Origin of the sequence: Spiroplasma endosymbiont of Dioctria linearis, assembly GCF_964030865.1 — a bacterium.
Classification (GTDB): domain Bacteria; phylum Bacillota_I; class Bacilli_A; order Mycoplasmatales; family Mycoplasmataceae; genus Spiroplasma_A.
The window spans coordinates 414,284-434,954 of record NZ_OZ034984.1 but is presented as its reverse complement, the minus strand read 5'-3'; the positions used below and the strand labels follow the sequence as shown (position 1 = coordinate 434,954).

The following is a 20,671-nucleotide window of genomic DNA, read 5'->3' as shown; positions in this document are numbered from 1 at the left end:
CCAGGAGATAATTTTATATGAAAAAAAGACTTGATCAAATTTTATTAGATTTAGAATTAACTGAAAACAGAAATAAAGCAAGAGGTTTTATAATTGATGGAAAAGTTTTAGTTAACGAAGAAAAAATAACTAAACCTGGAACATTATTTGATCAAGAAAAAATAATAATAAAATTAATTAAACAAGAAAATGAATTTGTAAGTAGAGCTGGAAATAAATTGCAAAAAGCAATTCAATATTGAAATATTAATATTGAAAATAAAGTTTGTTTAGATATAGGTTCTTCAACTGGAGGATTTACAGATTGTTGTTTACAAAATAATGCAGATTATGTTTATGCAATTGATGTTGGAACAAATCAATTAGATTGAAAATTAAGAAGTAATCCAAAAGTAAAATCTTTAGAAAAAACAAATTTTAGAATTGTAAATAAAACTTTTTTTGAGAAAGAAATTAATTTTTTTTGTTGTGATGTAAGTTTCATATCAGTAGAAAAAATATTATTACCATTAAAAGATATCGTTGAAACAGATACTAGTGGAGTTATTTTAATAAAACCTCAATTTGAATCAGATCGTGAAGATGTAAAAAATGGTAAAATAAATTCAAAAGAAGGACATATAAAATCAATAAAAAGAGTTATTAATTATTGTAATCAAAATAATTTTTCAATAATTGATATTAATTGATCTCCAATTCTTGGTAGTAAGAAAAAAAATATTGAGTATTTATGTTATATTAAAAAAACAAATAATGTAGAAAATATTTTTAATGAAAATTTAATTTTAAATCTTGTAAATGAATGTTGGGAGTTTTTTGAAAATAATGGAGAATAATAAAAAAGTAATTTTTTTGTTAGACATGGATGCTTTTTTTGCAAGTTGTCATATGGCAAAAGATCCAAGTATTAGAAATAGAAATGTTGTTGTTGCTTCGCCAAATAGAAGAGCTATTGTTACTACAGCAAGTTATAATGCAAGAAAATTTGGAATAAAAGCAGGAACACCAGTTTTTAAAGCAATGGAAATGTGTAAGGATCTTTACATTGCTAATTCTGATTTTAGTTTGTATATTGATTATTCAGAAAAAGTTTTTGATATTATTTATAATAATTTTACAAAAAATTTTGAAGTGGCTTCAATTGATGAGTGCTATATTGATATGACAAAAAGTTGAAGAAAATATGGTTCTGTTAAAAAAGCTGCTCAAGCAATTATTGATATGATTTACAAAGAAACAGGTCTGACTTGTTCAATTGGAATTAGTACGAATAAATTTTTAGCAAAAACTTGTGTAGATTTTAATAAACCCAAAGGTATTTCATTTTTATTAGAAGAAGAAATACAAGAAAAACTTTGACCAATGAATGTTGAAAAAATGTTTATGATAGGACCAGCAACTCAAAAAATTTTAAATCAAAATAATATTTTAACTATAAGAGATTTAGCTTTAATTGACTTAAATTTTTTAATTGAAATATTAGGTAAAAGGGGAATGACACTTTGATATTGAGCTAATGGTAAAGGAAACGATGAAGTTTCAAGAGAAGCTAGTGAATTTAAATCAATTGGTAACGAATTAACTTTAAATTTTACAACAACTAATTATGAAGAAATTGAAGAAATAATTTATGAGTTAAGTTTAAAAATTGCTGACAGAGCAAAAAAAAGATTTCTACAAGGAAAAACTATTACAATAGTTGTTAAATATTTAGATGATAATATTAGTGAATTTTATAATGATAAGTTAAGAAAAAAACACATTACAAAACAAGAGTCTGTTCAAGAACCTACAAATAATCCAGAAATAATTTATTCAATTGCAAAACAATGTTTTTATGAATTATGGACTGGTCAACCAATATTATTGTTGGGAGTTCGAATAAGTAATTTATCTAATCAAATTGAACAAACAAAACAATTATCAATTGACGAAATAGATTTATTGGAAGGAATAGACTATAATGAGGTTGAAAAAGTTATTTATAACTTAAATTTAAAATTTGGAAAAAACAAAATTTTTACTGGAGAAAAGCTATTAAAGTATATGGAAAAAAATATGGTTCAATCTAAATTTTTAAAAAATGATGATGTACACATTTCTAATGAACAAATTATTAATAAATGAAAAAATAAATAGGGGGTCTTATATGAAATATCGAATTGATGATTTAATTTTAGAACTTCATTCAATACATAATCAATTAAATAAATTTTTATTTTCTAATACCCTTTCACAAGTTAAAATAAATATTGAAACTAGTAAGCGAAAAAGTAGGCTAACATTAGGTCATTTCGATACAGCAAAAGATTGATCAGATGAGTTAAATCAAATAACTATATGAACTTTAGCTTTAAATGGAGATTATTTAAACATAATAGGGGTACTTGTTCATGAAATGGTGCACCAATACAATTTTGAAAGAAATATTAAAGATGTTGAGAATAATCAGAGACACAATAAGTATTTTAAAAAAATTTGTGAGGAGGTTGCTATGCTAACTGTTGCTAAAAACTCTAGACGTGGTTTCTCATCCACTTCCCCTACACTAGATCTTATAAATTATATTGAAAATCAGTTAGATTTTAACAAAGACCTATTTAAGTCTCTAATGCACAAAGATGCTATTAATTATCAACCAAAAGGTTATAATAAGAGTAATAAGTATCTTTGTAAAGGCTGTGATACTATTATAAACAATTCAAGAGAAGTAACATTAAATATTAAATGTATGGACTGCAATATAATGTTTGAAATATTATAAAAAAGTGCATATTACAATATGCACTTTTTTTGAAAAAACAAGATACTTGGCCTTTATTAAACACTTAATAATGTTAAAATTGTATTGAATAACTACTTTAAAATAAATTCTATGGAGGTTTTTATGTCAGGAATTGTACCAAAGTTTTGCCCTACTCATTTAAAAATTCATACTTGTGAGTTACAAAATGTCTTTAATAAAAATAAAGTGATTCAAGAAGACCTTAATGCAAAAATTAGACGAATGCATGGTATTCAAACTGAAGAAGAAATTAATCAAAGTCAATCAAAACAAAAAGATGCTCCAGGCAGTATTGGTGACATTTTAGCAAAAGCTAAGGTTAGAATTGAAAAAGAAAAAGAAAAAATAGCTAAACGTTCATTAGATGAATCAGAAACAAAGGTAGTTACTAGTGAAGAAATTAATGACAGGATTGCAATTTTAAAAGCAAAAATGAATAAGTCTAAAACACCCTCTTCACGTTCAAATTCTTCAAGTGATCTACAAAAAGTTATTGAAAATGCTCAATCTTATAAAAAAGAGCATCCAGAAACTCAATATAAGGCCCCTAAAAGAGTAAGTAAAAGTGATTCTAGTGAAATACTACTCCCAAGAACAAAAAGACCTTCTAGTGTCTCTAAAAAAGGCAATTTAATCACTAATGAATCTAAAAAAATGCAAGAACTTAAGTCTAAAGCAAAAAAACCAGTAAAAGAAGCAAAAAATAATGAAAAAATGTTTACTCAAGAAGAAACCCAAGAATTAATTCAACAAGCTGTTAAAGAGGCATTAAAGCAAGTTGGTTTAATCAAAGATGATAAAAAAAGTAAAACTAACAGTTGCAAAAAAACCTATAAATAAAAAATAAAAATCAAGAGTGAAATCTTGATTTTTATTTGAAATTTCAGTTTTTTAATAAATTATAAGAACTCTAATTTTTTTGTATTAGTTCAATTAAATTATCAATCTCTTTTAAAAATTCTTTTTTATTTTTATTATTATTTAAAACATAATCAAATTTAGTATTTTTAAGTTTTTTCATTTGAAATTGTGTAATAGACTCTATTTCTTCTAGTTCCCTATTATCTCTTTTTTTGACAATTTCTAATCTTTTTTCATTATCCATTGTTAATAATATTTTCTTATCAAACTTTAATTTAATCCCACTTATAACTGCAGCTTCAATAAAAATTAATTCTGCATCCTTTTCAATTTCAATAATTTTTTTAATTTCATTTGAAATTAAAGGTCATGCAATTTTAGTAAATTTCTCATTAAGTTTATGATTATTAAATAAAATTTTTCTCAAAATTGATCTTTCAATTTTATTTTCATTCATAACTTCTGGCATAAATTTTCTAATAAAATCTAATATTTTATTATCATAAAGAATATCTTTAGAAACTTTATCAGCTTGAATTACTTTTATTTTAGGGTTTTTGCTTAAATGATCTAATAAAGTTGTTTTACCAGTTCCAATAAAACCACTAACTCCTATTATTTTCAATAAAAACACCTCTTTTAATTATGTTAATTATAAATTATTTTGTTAATATAATTACTAATAATTGGTTTTATTGGTGAAACGCTTTTTATTATTTCCAGACAAATATCTCTATAACCTTTAAAATCTCTATTATTTTTTGCAGTTTCTAATCTATTAATGACATTTGTTTTTTGATCAATATTTTTATAATTGTTTAAAACCTTATTTTTCAAACAGAAACCTACTTTTGGTAATAATTCTTTTTTTCTAAAAGTAATTGCCAAAATTTGCTCAAGTTTTATTTCAGCTGCCAATAAATCTCATGTTTTTAATGCAAAATGATAATCTTCAATTAACTCTTCTAAATCACTTTTGTATCTACCAAAAAAATTATTTTTTGAATCAGAGATTAGTTTTTCAATTAAATTTACAAACTCGGTATCAACTGTAGAAAATAATTTTATTTCTTTTTCTATTTCATTTGAAATAGTTAATCAATCATTATTTTTTGAATCCTTTATTTCTTTTGATTTTTTAATTGTATTTCAATACAATGAAGTATCTGTATTATCTGATTCTTCTAATAATTTAATTATTTTTTTATAAAATAAAACACACTTAGTTTCAATTAATGGATCAAAAGTTTTATCTTCTAATGCTTTTTCATTATAAATATCTTCAATTTCAGTTATATTTCCAAACTCAGTTGTTTGTAAAGATTCAATACGATTATGTTGATTGTTTTCACTATTTCTTTGATTTTCCTCAATTTTCTTGTTTTCAATATTTTCTTCAAGATTATCATCATTTTTTACTTCTTCAAGTTCTTGTTTTACTTCAACGTTATTATTAATAGTTTCAACAACTTCAATTGGTTTAATTATTTCCTTATTTTCTTCTAACAAGATTTCTTGTAATTCTTCATAATTTTTTGGCTCAATTATTTCAATTGTTTTAATTTCATCATTATTAAGATTTGTAGATAAATTCGCTTTTTTGGCTTTTAAAACCTTTTGCTTTTTAGGTTTTTCATTTCATTTTTTTTCTTTAATTTTAGGTTTTTTAACTTTAACATATTCATCTACTAATTTTGTACCAGCTTGAAAATCAAATGTTTTTAAAACAAGTATATTAATTGATCATCAACTACATTCACCAAATATAGCTCCAATAAATCCTAAAATTAAAGCAATAAATTGAATAATAATTGGCATTATAAATCACATAACTTTATCAATCATTTTGTAAACTTGTGCAGGATTATTAACACCTTGTAATTTTGAAAATGCTCCATAAGATAATCAATAAATTTGTCCAAATTGACCATCTAATTGTTGAACAATTTTAACTGTAATTGCTTCATCAATTGTTATAAAATTTGCAGCACTAAATTGAAATGCTATTCCCAGAAAAAATGGAGCTGCAGATATTAAAGATAAAGTCATTGTTATCATCAATAATACTAAAAAAATTCAAACAAAAATCATTGTAAATTGATAACTTTTGATTGGTCTAACAATTCTAGAAATTCCCATTGCAGTTTTAGTTCTATAACCTACACTATGGATAATTAATCTACTACTTAAAAATATAATTACTATTAAACTTAAAATAATTGGCAAAAAAGAAATTAATGTCTTGCTTGGCGCCACTATTCACGATTTACCATTATATAAAAATATTGACAGTATTTTTTGATAGTTTTCTTCTAAAATAGCATTATTAATTACTTCAATATTATTTTTATTTATTATTGGTGAAATAGCTAGCAATGTTGAATATATTAATATAATAGAAGAAAAAATCATTAAAGCAATTATCATAAATTGCGATTTTTTATTATTTTTTAAAATTTTAACTTTGCCCATGATATAACATCCCCATAAAACTATATTAATTATATAATATTTTTCCCACTTTTTTTAGATAATGATTTTTATAAAAAAAAATCTATTTCATAATAGAATTTTTTATTTTAATATTTAATAAATTGTTCAAAATCAGATTTTAAATCTCTGTATGTTAGACAATCGTTGATTAACTTAACTTGATTTTCAATTAATTCAAAAATTGAAAATTTAAACCTTTGATCTCCAGAAAGATAAATTCCATCTTGCTCTATTTTATGCTCTGGTGATAAACAATAAGGCATAATTTCTTTATTTATAACACTTTCATTAAAGTATTTAAATAATGGTCGATACTCGCCTCTTCCTGGTCCTAAATTAACTAATCCAATTGCCATTTTTGGATCTACTACAAAAATACTTAAAATATTAATTTTGGTTCTATCATCAATAAAATTAGCAACTGTTTTATTTGTTAATAAAAATGTTTCTCTATCTAAGTCAGATATTTTAAAAAACTTAAAGAAAGTATTATTTACAATATTGTGAAAATATAAATCTAAAAATTTGTAATTTTGACTTACCAAAATGTCGTAAGGAATAATTATTCTTTTTTGATATTCTTGTAAATCAAAGTTTATTGAAGAATCTTCAACATATTCATATAAACTTTCAAAGGTTCTCTTACTAAAAATATAATCATACATTTCAAAAAGAACATAGCTAACTATATCTAAAATTATTAGTCTGTAGTCCTCTTGAACTTCTTTATTCAAAACATCAAAGATTCTATATTTTTTATTAGAATTTGAAAATGAATACTTGTACTCACCATTGATTATTGTTATTAGAAAATAAAAATATTTTAAGAAAATAACTTCTTTACCTGTAATTTCAATATTGTCTTTATTTTTTTTAATTCTTTTATCTATAATGGCTTTTGCTACTTTTGATATTTGATTAAATTGTTTTATAATTTTTTTAAGATCATAATTTTCATAATCACTAAATAAAACTTCTATAAAAGGTACATTATCAATTCTAATTTCTTCAATTTTATCACTTACAAAATCAATATATTTAAAACAAAAAGTTCCATCTTCATTTTGAGTTTGTCAATTATTTAAAAATTCACTTGGTAATATCAAATTTCTTTTAATTTTTTTCATATTAGCACCTGTCTTATTCGTTCTCTATTAATCATAATTGTTTTGTTGGTGAAATTGGTGTTGCAGTTATAATTGTCATTTGAATTTTATCAATAACAAAGTAAACTTCATTTTTTAATGTTTTTATATAAATAAATTTATTTGTTTCAAAACTATAAGTTGATTTTGCAATCATTCTTAGTATTTTTTCTTTTAATTTAAATTCCTCTTCATCTTTAAGCCTAAGTCTTTCTCTTATTCTTTGGATTGAATGAGTTGAAAATCCATATTTATGCTTATAATAATAACTCATTAAAGTACCTCACCTTTATGATTATAAAGTTTTTTTATATTACATTAAAGTAAAAATAAAAAAATCTTCATATAACACTTATATGAAGATTGTATCTTTTAAATAACTTTTATTAAGCTTTACTATTTTTTTTATTAGTAATTAATTTTTTATTTTCTCTAAAAATTGATTTAAAACTATCTTTTGATATTTTTCCTTTAGATTGAATTTCAACCAGAATTCTAAATAAAATTATATGACAGATAACTCCAATAATAATGGAAATTAAATATCATAGAATACCAATGAAATTACTACTTTTATCTGTAACTCCAGCAAAAATTGCAATAATAGGTCCACCTCAAGCGCCAACATGCCCTTGAACCATAAATGCGCCAGCTATCATACCTGCAATTCCAGAACAAATAATATTTGGAATTATTGCAGCTCATTTATATTTGATTGCAAATGGAATGGCACTTTCACTTACACCCATAACTCCTAAAACTGTTGCATTTATACCTAGTTCTTTATCTTCTTTAAAAGTTGTTCTAAAAAGCATAGTTGAAATCCCAGCACCAAGTGGTGCCACAGCAAAAGCAGCAGCAGAACAACCCATTGCAAGTCCCCCATCAACTGGTATCATAGCTGTAGCTCCAAATGAAGCAATTTTATTTATGGGACCACCCATATCTACTCCAGATAAAAGTCCAAGTACTAAACCTACTAGTATCATTCCCACACCTGCATTTTCTAATGATAAAATACCTGTATATAAATAACCTATTGCAATTCCAATTAATGGTCCAAATGTAAACATTCAAATAATTGCAAAGAATAATGTTAAAAAAACTGGAATTATGATTATAGGCATGATCGGTTGTATATATTGATGAATTTTTCATTTTGTATTAATTCATTGAACTGTATAACCCACACTCAAACCAAAAATAATAGCTCCAAAAATATTTAATGGTTGCATTACAGAATTTATTGAAACCATGCTACCATTTTGTCCTTCTACAAGAATGTTTTGGAAATATCCTTGCCATACAAGTCCTGGATTATTACCGATCATAGTTAATATAAATGCAGGTGCTATTGCAGCTCGTCCTGCAATAGAATTAGCAATATATGCTCCTGCAATTGCCATCATAACAGAAAATCCAATATTAGAAAATTCGTTTAAATGTCACATAAATTTAATTCACCCTGTTGAATCCGCAGTTAATGTTACTTTTGTTGCATTAGCAATTCCTGCAACTATTGCAGAGGTTAAACCTGCAAAAACAATGAAAGGTATCATATAAGAAATACCTGCCATCAAATGTTGGACTATACTTTGCTTATTTTTATTTTTTACATCAAATGTTTTATTTTTACTATCATTTGTAAAAATAAAACCCTCTTTAATTGAATTTTGTAACTCTTGTTCAGCATTTCTTAAGGCCTTTTTTGTACTTACATGATAAATTTTTTTACCATTAAATCGACTTTTATCAACAGAAATATCAACAGCTAAAAAAACGATATCAGCTTGTTTAATATCTTCTTCTGTTAATTTAAATTCTTGACCTTTTTGACCTTGGGTTTCCATTTTTATATCTCATCCAAGATTTTGCCCCGCTTTTAATAATGCCTCTCTTGCCATGTATGTATGTGCAACACCAGTCGGACAAGCTGATATACCAACAACTCTAATTTTATTTTTAGTTAAATTTTCATTTTTGACTTTTTGACTTTTTAATTCAAAAGTATCTAAAATATCTGTCTTTGATTTTGAGTTTTTAATCCCTAATTTAAATTCCTCATTTAAAAGCTTTGTTGAGAATTCACTTAATATTGATAAATATTCATCATTTTCATTTTCTAAAACTATTAATGCAAATATATATTTAATTGGTTTTCCATCTAGAGAATCTCATTCAATTTCTTTTTTTAATTTTATAAATATACAAGCTGATTTATTTATTTCTTTTATTCTAGCATGAGGTATCGCAAATCCATCTTCAAAACCAGTTGTACCTTCAGTTTCACGATTTTTGAAACCAGTAATTAATGCTTCTTGATTTGAAACAATACCTAATTCAAAAGCTTTAGCAGAAATAAATTCAAAAACTTCTTTTTGTGTATTTAATTTTATATCTAAAAATATTTGATTTTTATTAAAAATATTTTTTTTCATCTTTTTTTCTTTCTATAGTTATAAATTTTTATAACCATTAATATGTTATAAAAAAAAAAAAAAAAACAATATTTTTTTCCGAATAAATATAAATATTTAGAAAAAATATTGTAAATTTTATATAATGAAGTAATTCAATACTCATTTTTGAGAAAATGATAATAAGTATTAAAAATTATTTTTTAATAAAAAACTCTTTATTTCTCTTCCAGATCTGTATTTAATATCCAAATTTTTACTAATTAATCTATGACATGGAATTAGCAATAAAATTGGATTCTTACTCATACAAGAAGCAATAAAACGTGTGTGATCACTCTTATTAATATCTTTTGCAAATTCAGAATATGTTTTATATTCGCCATATTTTAATTTACAAAGTTCTTTTAAAATATCTATTTGTTTATCTGTCAAATTTGGTAAAAATAATTCATCAAAATTTAATTCGAAATCTTCTCTATTCTCAAACTTTTTTAGATATTGAATATATTTAATAAATTCATCATTTTTTAAAACATTTCTTATTTTATAATTTTTGTAAAAATCATGAATATTGTCACGCTCAAAACCAATATAACTCAACTTATTATTAATAATCCCTATTTTAACAACATCCTTTTCAAACATTTTTATTTTAAAGATTTTAAGAACTTTTTCTTCCATCAATATCACCCATCTAAATTATATTTAAAAAACTCAACATCAGTTGAGTTTGTCAATATATTTTAAAAGTTAATTATATTTTTATTTCAAATGAAATTTCTAAACATCTTTATCCTTTTCATTGTCTTTATCTTTATTATTATGCTTATTTTTTCTATTTTGAAGTTCAGTTAAAAAATCATCAATATCTTTTTGATCTTCATAAATACTTTGATCTATTTCATATTTTCTACCTTGCATTGCTTCTGCAATCATTGTTTGATATTCATTATTAGCTTTTGCAATTTTTTCTCTATCTAATTTAGGATTTAAACAAAGAATTACAATAATTGAAGCAGCTGTCATTAAAAGTGAAACAAAGAATAGTCAAAATAATACTTTAGCCCCTGTCATATTAAATGAAGCATTTATATCATTAATTAAACTTTTAAGTCCTACTTGATTTAATTTATATCATTCATCAAAATTAGCTTTTTCTCCTTGTTGTTTTGCAACATTAAAAAATAAACTAGTTAATTGTGACAATGGTACGTTTGAACCAAAAATTAATGAAAATCCTTTAATAAAACTAAATGACATCATAATAAGAAACATTGAGGGAATAATTAAATTCATTCCAGGAATAATAAATTTTTGTCTATAAGTTTTTGGAGGCTGAAGAATTGTATAAATAGTTCATGTGATTACTAGTGTCATTATGATCGTATATGTAATTCCCATAGACCCCGATTGCATTCCCAATGAATTTGCAAAAAGTCAAGCAGCATTATCCGCTTTTAATTTTTCCTCTAAAAATGCTTTTCATTGTTGATGAAATGCTGAAGTAAATCCATCAATTTGATTTAAGTTATTATCAATTAGAAAAGGTTTTGCAACTTGAACATAAATAGATAATGCCACAAACAATAGTGTAAAAACCCCAATTGAAATTGCCAATGACAATTTCAATCATTTTATATATTTTGGTTTACTACTATATGGGTAAAACCTTGGATCTTGTGCAGGATGTAATGGAACGCTTCCCATAAAAGGATTTCCTTGTGCACTTTGAGCCCCTGCAATTTTTGAATAATCATGTGTTTCAGTATTTGGTTTTTCTTTTTGTTTATCAACGATTTCTGGTTCAACATTACTTTTTTCACTTGCTTTTAAATATTTTTCTTTTAATTCTGGTGATATTTTTGAGTTTTCTTTAATAAATTCTTCTGTCAATTCAAAATTTTCATCTGTTAAAGAATCTCTTGATATTTGCAAATTATTAAAGCAATATGTTTGCAAATAAGTAATATCGCTTAATATTTCATCAATACTTTTATTATCTGGTTTTACAAACTTTATTTTTTCCTTTGTAATGTTTACTAAAGACTTCCCAAAAATTGGTCCTCATTTTTTATCTTTAAAACTACAACTTTCATCTATTTCTAAAATCAATAAGTCATTAACTAATTCAATTACTTGATTCTTATAATCCAAGCTATTAAGTAATTCCACTCTTAGTTTTTCATTTTTTATTAAATTTGCTAATAAAAATATCGAACTTTGATATATCTTGTTAGCTTCCATTTTTTAACCTCTATTCTTATTAAACATCAAACATTTTTAACAACTCAAGCTCTGGAATAATTTTATTATCAAAAACCCCACTTTTTATATTTTTTTCAAGTAAATATAACAATTTAATTTTATCATTTATTTGTTTAATATTTAGTTTATTTTGCTCTAATAGTTTTGAAATACGATATGGATTTGCTCCCAAAACTGAAGAAATTTCTGAATTACTCATTCTTTCTTCCTTTAATAAAATAATATTTCTTAATGTAATTAAATTACTTGCTAATAATGCAAGAAATGAGAAAATATCATTGTTTATTTCCCTATAACTTGATCATTGCTTTAAAAAAGTTTTTATATCATTTGAAATAAAACAATTAGCAATTTGAAAGCTATCAAAGTTATTATATTTTGATGTTATTTCATTTATTAAGTTCTTTGTTACTTTTTTTCGTAAACTAATTATTTTATTAATTTCATTTGTAAATACTTGCATATCATTTGGTAATTTATCTAAAAATATTTCAATCGAATCTATATCAAACTCTATTTTTGCATTTTCTAATCTTTTGGTTACTATTTCTTTTTTTTGTATTAAATTAGGTTCCTCTAATTTTAACATTTTGCACTTTTCTTCTGTTAATTTTGCTATTTTTAATTTTTTTGAAAACTTCTCAGAATTTAAAGTCATTATTATTTCAACTTCGCTATTATTATTACTTAAAATTTGCTCTACATATTTAGAATCATAATCTTTATGAAACTTAATTTTTGATTCGTTAACAAATCAACAATCATTTATAACAATAATTTTCTTACTTGAAAAAATTGAATATGTAGTAATTTCTTCAATAATTTTTATAATTGAATCATCAATTAATGAATATTCAAAAATATCATATTCATTATCTATATTTGCTTTTTGACATAATTTGTCTATTTGCTTTTTGATTAGAAAATTGTCATTAGAATATACAAAGAACATATTTATCACCTATTAAGTATAATTTACCACTAAAAATTAATAAAAAATATAATTTATTTTGAATTAGATATTTTTTTACTATATACTCTATTTGTATATAAATATCTTGTTTAGAGGGGTGAATTACAAACATGGCAAATATTAAATCACAAGAAAAACGTATTTTAACTAATGAAAAATCACGTTTAGCTAATAAAGCTTTTAGAAGTTCAGTTAAAACTGCAATTAAAAAGGCTTTAGTTGCAAAACAAGAAGGTTCTAAAGAAAAAGAAACTTTAATAAATGAAGCAATTAGTTTATTAGATAAATCAGTAACAAAAGGAATTTTTAAAGCTAATAAAGCTGCAAGAGAAAAATCAAGATTAATGAAATAATTAAAACTTCTTACAAAAGAAGTTTTTTTTGTACTTTAATCACTTTATTGCTTTTAACTTTATATTTATAACTATTTCTAGAATTTGTAATATAAGTTTTGCATTGATATTTTTTTAATGTCGCTATTGTCTCTTTACTTGGAAAGTCATACATTTTTGACTTATGTCCAGAGATAAAACAATTTTGAGGTTTTATTGTCTCAATAAACAATTCAGAACTACTAGTTTTACTACCATGGTGAGCAACTTGAAGTAAATCAACTCCCCCTTTAATCATTTCTAGAAACTCCTTATTTTGCAATAATCTAGCTTCTCTTTTTTTGGAAATATCTCCTGTAAATAATATTTTCTTGCCTTTTACGTCTACTACTGAAACTTGAGAATTATCATTTTCATCTTTATTTTGATTCTCGATAAAATTACTAATTTTTAAATCCTTAAAGTTAAAATTAAATTGATTATCATAATTGTAAAAAATATTTTGAATATTGTAAATGGTTTTTAAATCATCAATTTGATCATAGTGATCCTTATGATTATGACTTATAAAAATGGCATCAATTTTTCTAACTCCATCATATATTAAATATTGCTGTAAACTTTTTTTACTGAAACCGCTGCCCTTTCCAGCATCAAATAAAATATTTTTACCTTTATATTGCAATAAGAAACTATTCCCATTGCCAACATTTAACATTGTTACTGAGGGATTTATTTTAGTGAATTGATTTGATTGAAAAAAATAAAAACAATTTAAAGTAAATAAGATAATTAATATTTTTTGCATTTTTCTTTTATTAAACTTATAGGCAGTTATAACTTTAAACATTAAAAAATAAGTTATTAAAAAAAATATACTAAAGTGACCACATATTGTAAAAATATTAATATATTGAAAACTTTTAGAATATGAATAAAGAATTTGATAATTAAAATCTAGTAAATAACTAGAGAATGGAATTCAAAAAAATATAGATAAAATGAAGGAAAAGCTAATTAATGGAATTAAAAGTATTTCAAAAAATGAACTTAATCAATATATTTTATAATCGAAATATATTTGAACTGGAATGAATACTGCATTCACAATTAAAAAATTATAAAATATATTGGTAATTGGCTTTTTGTCCTCATATTTTTTTATAAATAGAAAAGCAATAATTGTAAAAATAAAACCTATATTAAATACAAATAATGGATTAATAAACAAACAAACAATCCAAATGATGGAAAATTTGGTTATTTTTGAAAATCTGAATTTCCAATTTTCTTCTATTCATCTTATTATCAAAAATATGCACGTTTTTAAAAAAAATAAGGGAAAACTTAATAGTCCACAATAATATAAAACTAGAACTAAAATAATAATTTTATATTTTTTATATTTTTTTGAATTCTTAAACATTTTTTTACTAAAAAAACAACTGATAATATAGATATTAAAACCACTTAGGTTAATTAAAAAACTTAAAGAATATGAAGTTAAAGTAGTATAAATTGGGTCATTTGTTTTTTGTTGAAATAAGAATAGTTTAGTTAATTTGTTAGAAGAATTAATGAATTTATATAGATAAAATTGCACAAAATGACCATTTGTTTTCTCTATCATTGGTTCTAGTATTCGAAATCTAACATTTTTATTAAGTAAATAAGAATTAAAATCAAACTCTCAAAAGTTTCCATAAATGCTGACCTTTTCGCTAATTCCATTAAGTTTAATAAACTCCCCTACTAATAATTCTTCTTCCCCTACTGGTATATAATAAAGAGTTGCTAACTGTTTTAATAAAATATAACCTTCTTTTACCTCTACTACTTTATAAATCTTAAAATTTAGTTTTTGATTGATGTCCATCTTATAGAATAATAGAAAAAACATTAAAAAAAGACTAACAATAATTAAATAAGGATAAGATTTATTTATTTTTCAAACAAAAGAAAGACAACAAAATGAATAGATACTAATACATATATAAATATTTTCTATATCCCTACTTAAAGAAATTAAAACTATAACTAAAAAAGTCTGAAATAAATAATTCTTTCTAATAGATCAATTTTGGAATTGCTTTAGCATAAAATTGTGTATTAAAATTACTTCCTACATATATTTTTTTCAGCTGTTTCATACAATCATCATAGGAATTATCTATATCTAAAAGAATTTTACTACTCTTTTTAGAAACATTTTCACTAACACCTCTTGTATAAAAAAAATCACTATTCACTTCAAATCTACTAGTTTTAATAACTTTAATATGATCTTTTGGATAGAACACAATTGTGTTATTTTTCTGTAAGTTATTATTAACATCAATTTCAAATAAATTACTCAAATAATCTAAATTGCTTACTTCTAAAAATTCTTTAGATTCATTTATATTTAAATCATTTTTTATTTTAACAGGTAATATATTTTCGTCTTCTAAAGAAATATCATATTTAACTTTTAAATATGTATAACTTTCATTATTATCAATGATTTCAATTTTTTCTGATTGTTTTAGATTAGCTATTAATAAAGTACAAATACCAACCATTAGCGAAAGTAAAAGTAACAAAATAAACCTTATTTTTTTCATAGACACCTCAAATATATATATCGTTTATATAAAAAAAAAAAAAAAATGAAAAGATATAATAACGAGCACACTTTTATTATTGTTAAAAATAACTTTATAAATGATAAAATTTTATTGATTATGGGGGAAAATAACAAATGTTTGAATTTACTTTAGTTGACATTATTGCATTAATTACTGGAATAATTAGTTTAATATTGGCAACTTTTATATCAATATGAATTTATAGGAAAGATGACTACAAAGATTTTTATAGAGAGTTTAAGGAAAAGTATTTTTTCACTTTTAATAAAAATCTCTTAAAAGAAATGAATAACTATTTAAATAAAAGTGAGAAAAATGCTAGCGATATTGACTTAATTGAAAATGATTTAAACAAAATTTTATATTTTCTAAGTTTCTTAATTGAAAATAAAAAACTTATTAAGTCTATTTATAATAGATACCAAAAGCATATAAAAACTCATTTAAAAAATCTTAAGACTAATTCTAGCCCTTTAAAGATTACTAAGTTTAAAAAGCAAATTAGTTTAAATAAAATTCCTGATACTGAGATGGACTTTTTATCTAACTTTAAAGATAAAAAAATAAATGAGATTTTTAATAACTATAACAAAATATATAATAATATATTTCAAGTTTTTATAGAAGAAATTACAAATCATGAAAAAATTAATCATACTATGGAAGTTTTAAATTTTTTATCAAAATCAGAACCAGATATTATCTTAACTATATTATGAATATTTAAGTTATCAAATGCAGTAAGCGATTAAAAAAATGAAGAATATTCTTCATTTTTTTAATCTTTATTTTTTCAATTCTTTTAATTTTTCTTCTAATAATATATGTTGTTTTTTATAATTAGCATACTTTTCTTTTTCAACTTCGACTTTTTCAAATGCAGCTCTTTTTAAAAAGTTCTCATTTGCTAACATTTTCTCACTTCTTTCAATTTCTTGTAAAAGTTCAAAAATCTTATCCTCAGTTTCTTGAATTGCTTTATCCTTATCAATAAATTCTTCATTTGCAATATCTAAAAAATAATCTTTAATAGCAATTGAAGTTAAATCTTTTTTTTCAATATTATTAATATTCAATTTACAGTTAACTAATTTTTTAACAAAGAGATTAATATAATCAATTCCTTTTTCCATTTCTAATTTAAATTTTGATTTTTTCAAGTTTAAATGAATATTTAGAGCAATAGAATTTTTAATATTCTGAGTAGCTCGAAATTCTCTTAAATTAGTTACTATTTCAAAAATATGATTAATATTTGAAATCTCAAATTGATAATTTTCTTCTAATCATCTTTCTTTTAAAATTGAAGTTTTTAACTCAAATGACTGATAAATTTCTTCACTAACAAAAGGCATAAATGGATGTAACATAACTAAAATATTTTTTAAAACATACCCTAAAGTTGATTGACTAAATTGCTTTTCTTGTTTATTTAATAGATTATTTTCACTAACTTGAGCTTTTGAAAGTTCAATATATCATGAACAATAATCATCTCAAATAAAATTATAAAGGAACTTTCCTGCAATTGTAAATTCATATTTATCAATTGCTTCTTTCACCATTTTTTTTGTTTCACTCAATCGATTTAAAATTCAAAAATCAATTTGATTATTACTTTTGTTAGATTTTAATAATAAATTTTTAAATTGTTGATTAGTAGGAATTTTTTTAAGATTTAACATTACATATCTTGAAGCATTTCAAATTTTATTAATGAAATTTCAAGTACTAGTTAATTTTTCTTCACTATATCTTAAATCTTGACCAGGACTTGAATTTGTTAATAAGAAATACCTTAATGAATCTGCTCCATATTTTTCAATAACTTCCATTGGATCAACACCATTACCCAAAGATTTTGACATTTTTTTTCCCTGCTCATCACGAATTAAACCGTGAATTAAAACATCATTAAAAGGTTTTGACTTTGTAAACTCTAAACTTTGAAAAATCATTCTTGCTACTCAAAAGAAAATAATATCATAGCCTGTTACCATTGTTGATACTGGAAAATATTTTTTCATCATTTGTGATTGTTTTTTTTGATTTCAGTTCATTGTTGCAAATGGTCAAAATGCACTTGAAAATCATGTATCTAAAACATCTGGATCACGTTCTCAATTTTCTATATCCTTTGGAGCATTTATACCTACAAAGACTTCTTTTGTTTTTTTATGATATCAAGCTGGAATTTGATGACCTCATCATAATTGACGTGAAATAGTTCAATCATAAGTATTTTCCATTCATTTATTTAGTGTTTCATTAAAACGATTTGGATAAAAATTAATTGCCTCTTTTGAATTTTGTAAATCTAAAACTTGTTTTGCTAAGGGTTTCATTTTTACAAATCATTGATCAGAGATGAAAGGTTCAACAATTGCATTACTTCTTTCTGAGTAACCAACTTGATGAACAATATCTTCTTTTTTAATGAAAGTCCCTTCCTTTGCTAATTTTTCAACTAATTGTTTTCTTGCTTCAAAACGATCCATCCCTTTAAACTCATTTGCTAATTCATTCATAGTTGCATCTTCATTCATAACAACTATTTGTTTTAAATTATGTTTTAGACCTAATTCAAAGTCATTAGGGTCATGTGCTGGCGTACATTTCATTACCCCTGTTCCAAACTCAATTTCTACATATTTGTCGCTTATAATAGGTATTAAAGCCCTATTTGAGGGGTTTATAACTGTTTTTCCAATATATTTGTTATATCTATCATCTTTTGGATTTACAATTAAACAAACATCTCCAAACATTGTTTCTGGACGTGTTGTAGCTACTTCTAAGAAGTCCTTATTATTATCACTTAAAAAGTATTTGAAATAATACATTGCTCCTTTAGTTTCTTTATAGATAACTTCAATATTAGAAAGTGCTGTCTTTTGTTTAGGATCTCAATTTATAATTCGTTTCCCTTTATAAATTAATTTATCTTCATACATTTTTACAAAAACATGATTTACAATTTGATTTAATTCTTCTGAATATGTAAATTTTTCTTTAGAATAATCTAAACTTAATCCTAATTTTGCTCATTGTTCTCTAATGGTTGAAGCATACTCTTCTTTTCATTCTCAAACTTTTTCAATAAACTTATCTCTACCTAAATCATTTCTTAAAATCCCTTGCTCTCTCAATCGCTCTTCGACTTTTGCTTGAGTAGCTATTCCAGCATGATCCATTCCAGGTATTCAAACAGTATCAAAGCCATTTAATTTTTTGAATCTTATTAATAGATCTTGTAATGAACCATCTCAAGCATGACCTAAGTGCAACTTTCCAGTTACATTTGGTGGAGGTATTACAATTGAATAAGCTGGCTTTTTAGACTTAATTTTTGGTTTAAATAATTTTTCTTCAAGTCATTTACTATATTTATCTTTTTCAACTTCTTTATGATTATATTTTTTATCTAATTCTTTCATATTTTCTCCTTTTTAATTAAAAAAACCTATTTTTTAGTAAGTATTAATTACTAAAAAATAGGAACGAGCCATTTAAAAATAACACGCGGTACCATCCTAATTGATTGTTCTAAAACAACCCACTCTTATATCTAATTTTATAACTTATACAACCTTCAATAATAGTAAATTCTAGTTCGCACCATACACTAGATCTCTGAAAATTACTTTTTATTTACTCCTTATAAGTTCTTACCTTTTTATTATATCAAAGCAAATAAAAAAAATAGCATAAAAATGCTATTCAATCACAAAAAACTCCGACACTAATTGTGATTTATTATTTAAATTATTTCATTCATAAATTTTTACTTCATATCGTATTAAATATCTTCACTTGTTTTAACTAAATATTTTAAATAGTTAAAGTTGAGAATTCTGGCTCATTAATGGATTTTTTGATAGTTTTTAATAATTTAGATTCTTTATGTTCTAATAAATTATACAAATTCAAAATTCTTTCATACTGAATTGCTTTTTCTTTTAACTCTAATTCCATGATTATTTTATCTAAATTTTCAATTGATTTTTCAATTTCTTCATGTTTTAAAGTTTTAAGAATTTTAGTAAAAGTACTATTAATGCTTTTTAATATTTTATTCATTGAAATTCAATAAGCAATATAAACAAATGTTAGAGCAAATATTGAAAAAATTGAACCTATAAAAATTAGAGATAATCCAAATGATATTTCCTTATTAATTTTCATAATTAAATTAATTGATGAATACAATGCGCTTTTTGGAATAGTAAATAATGGTCCCATTTCATCATATAAAATAACTGGTATATTATTAATATTTGTTTCCAAATTCATTCCTTGAATAATTGTAAAAACTAATAAAGGTGAAACTAATACAAATATTTTTAAAAAAGCAAAGAAATTCTTTTTAATTAAGATTTTTTTAAACGATATAGCTGATATCTTTTTAAAATCAATTGTCGACATAAATTCATCATAATCACTAAAAAATTTTCATAATATTGAAACAATTGAAACTGTTCCTAAAAATAATTTAAGCATAATTAAAATTTTTGAATTAACATAATTAAATCTTAAATTATCAACAGAAGGAATAAATAAAAAAATTGCAAAAAGAGCTATTATTGCTGAATATACTATTATATTATTTCAATCAATTTTTTTGTAAATACTCTTTATTTTCATTAATTTACTCTCCTTATAAATATTATAGGACTTTTTAATTAATAAATCAAACAATTGTTTTTAAATTGTTTGATTTTATGAACACAATTAAACTATTTCTATTTAAAGTATTAAAAGAAAATATTT

The 20,671-nt window shown here is 23.1% G+C and carries 18 protein-coding genes; 6 read left to right on the top strand and 12 right to left on the bottom strand.

Going from position 1 to position 20,671, the window contains the following annotated elements; all coding sequences use genetic code 4:
- Positions 1 to 17: 17 nt before the first annotated feature.
- The 4 genes from AAHM84_RS01800 (at position 18) to AAHM84_RS01785 (ending at position 3,625) form a co-directional block, all read left to right on the top strand.
- Complete coding sequence (locus AAHM84_RS01800) at positions 18 to 836, top strand: TlyA family RNA methyltransferase (protein WP_342259205.1); 819 nt, start codon at positions 18 to 20, stop codon at positions 834 to 836.
- Entirely contained in the window at positions 826 to 2,139 is a 1,314-nt protein-coding gene (locus AAHM84_RS01795) for a DNA polymerase IV (RefSeq protein ID WP_342259204.1), read from the top strand. Before AAHM84_RS01800 ends, AAHM84_RS01795 begins: the two co-directional genes overlap by 11 nt.
- A gap of 10 nt (positions 2,140 to 2,149) precedes the next feature.
- Positions 2,150 to 2,764 (top strand): SprT-like domain-containing protein, encoded by a 615-nt coding sequence (locus AAHM84_RS01790; protein ID WP_342259203.1) that lies wholly within the window; start codon positions 2,150 to 2,152, stop codon positions 2,762 to 2,764.
- A gap of 123 nt (positions 2,765 to 2,887) precedes the next feature.
- Positions 2,888 to 3,625, top strand: a complete 738-nt coding sequence (locus AAHM84_RS01785) for a hypothetical protein (RefSeq protein ID WP_342259202.1) — start codon at positions 2,888 to 2,890, stop codon at positions 3,623 to 3,625.
- 70 nt (positions 3,626 to 3,695) lie between these two features.
- On the opposite strand, the gene coaE is transcribed toward AAHM84_RS01785, so the two are convergent.
- From coaE to holA, 8 genes are all read right to left on the bottom strand, one after another.
- Entirely contained in the window at positions 3,696 to 4,271 is a 576-nt protein-coding gene (gene coaE, locus AAHM84_RS01780) for a dephospho-CoA kinase (protein ID WP_342259201.1), read from the bottom strand.
- Positions 4,272 to 4,294: 23 nt separating this feature from the next.
- Positions 4,295 to 6,118 carry a hypothetical protein gene (locus AAHM84_RS01775; protein WP_342259200.1) on the bottom strand — a complete coding sequence of 608 codons (1,824 nt, stop codon included), beginning with the start codon at positions 6,116 to 6,118 and terminating at the stop codon, positions 4,295 to 4,297.
- Between the two features lie 107 nt (positions 6,119 to 6,225).
- Positions 6,226 to 7,266, bottom strand: coding sequence for a hypothetical protein (locus tag AAHM84_RS01770; protein ID WP_342259199.1), 1,041 nt, complete (start codon positions 7,264 to 7,266; stop codon positions 6,226 to 6,228).
- A 13-nt stretch (positions 7,267 to 7,279) separates the two neighbouring features.
- Positions 7,280 to 7,558: a hypothetical protein gene (locus AAHM84_RS01765; RefSeq protein WP_342259198.1), complete on the bottom strand. Its 279-nt coding sequence runs from the start codon at positions 7,556 to 7,558 to the stop codon at positions 7,280 to 7,282.
- A gap of 112 nt (positions 7,559 to 7,670) precedes the next feature.
- Positions 7,671 to 9,722 (bottom strand): fructose-specific PTS transporter subunit EIIC, encoded by a 2,052-nt coding sequence (locus AAHM84_RS01760; RefSeq protein WP_342259197.1) that lies wholly within the window; start codon positions 9,720 to 9,722, stop codon positions 7,671 to 7,673.
- 168 nt (positions 9,723 to 9,890) lie between these two features.
- Positions 9,891 to 10,385, bottom strand: a complete 495-nt coding sequence (locus tag AAHM84_RS01755; protein ID WP_342259196.1) for a methylated-DNA--[protein]-cysteine S-methyltransferase — start codon at positions 10,383 to 10,385, stop codon at positions 9,891 to 9,893.
- Between the two features lie 99 nt (positions 10,386 to 10,484).
- The gene (locus AAHM84_RS01750) at positions 10,485 to 11,948 is read right to left on the bottom strand and encodes a hypothetical protein (RefSeq protein ID WP_342259195.1); all 1,464 of its coding nucleotides are present in this window, start codon (positions 11,946 to 11,948) and stop codon (positions 10,485 to 10,487) included.
- 19 nt (positions 11,949 to 11,967) lie between these two features.
- Positions 11,968 to 12,921, bottom strand: a complete 954-nt coding sequence (holA, locus tag AAHM84_RS01745) for a DNA polymerase III subunit delta (RefSeq protein WP_342259194.1) — start codon at positions 12,919 to 12,921, stop codon at positions 11,968 to 11,970.
- Between the two features lie 131 nt (positions 12,922 to 13,052).
- Here holA and rpsT point away from each other — a divergent pair, with 131 nt between their 5' ends.
- The gene (rpsT, locus tag AAHM84_RS01740) at positions 13,053 to 13,295 is read left to right on the top strand and encodes a 30S ribosomal protein S20 (RefSeq protein WP_339033310.1); all 243 of its coding nucleotides are present in this window, start codon (positions 13,053 to 13,055) and stop codon (positions 13,293 to 13,295) included.
- Positions 13,296 to 13,305: 10 nt separating this feature from the next.
- Here the strand turns inward: rpsT and AAHM84_RS01735 are convergent, their stop codons facing one another.
- Positions 13,306 to 14,082, bottom strand: a complete 777-nt coding sequence (locus AAHM84_RS01735; protein WP_342259193.1) for a ComEC/Rec2 family competence protein — start codon at positions 14,080 to 14,082, stop codon at positions 13,306 to 13,308.
- 1,258 nt (positions 14,083 to 15,340) lie between these two features.
- On the bottom strand, positions 15,341 to 15,877 hold the full coding sequence (locus AAHM84_RS01730; RefSeq protein ID WP_342259192.1) for a hypothetical protein: 537 nt from the start codon (positions 15,875 to 15,877) through the stop codon (positions 15,341 to 15,343).
- 137 nt (positions 15,878 to 16,014) lie between these two features.
- Here AAHM84_RS01730 and AAHM84_RS01725 point away from each other — a divergent pair, with 137 nt between their 5' ends.
- Positions 16,015 to 16,653, top strand: coding sequence for a hypothetical protein (locus AAHM84_RS01725; protein WP_342259191.1), 639 nt, complete (start codon positions 16,015 to 16,017; stop codon positions 16,651 to 16,653).
- A gap of 33 nt (positions 16,654 to 16,686) precedes the next feature.
- On the opposite strand, the gene AAHM84_RS01720 is transcribed toward AAHM84_RS01725, so the two are convergent.
- A complete protein-coding gene (locus tag AAHM84_RS01720) occupies positions 16,687 to 19,338 on the bottom strand; it encodes a valine--tRNA ligase (RefSeq protein WP_342259190.1) in 2,652 nt (883 codons plus the stop codon).
- 394 nt (positions 19,339 to 19,732) lie between these two features.
- Positions 19,733 to 20,545, bottom strand: coding sequence for a hypothetical protein (locus tag AAHM84_RS01715; protein ID WP_342259189.1), 813 nt, complete (start codon positions 20,543 to 20,545; stop codon positions 19,733 to 19,735).
- Between the last annotated feature and the right edge of the window lie 126 nt (positions 20,546 to 20,671).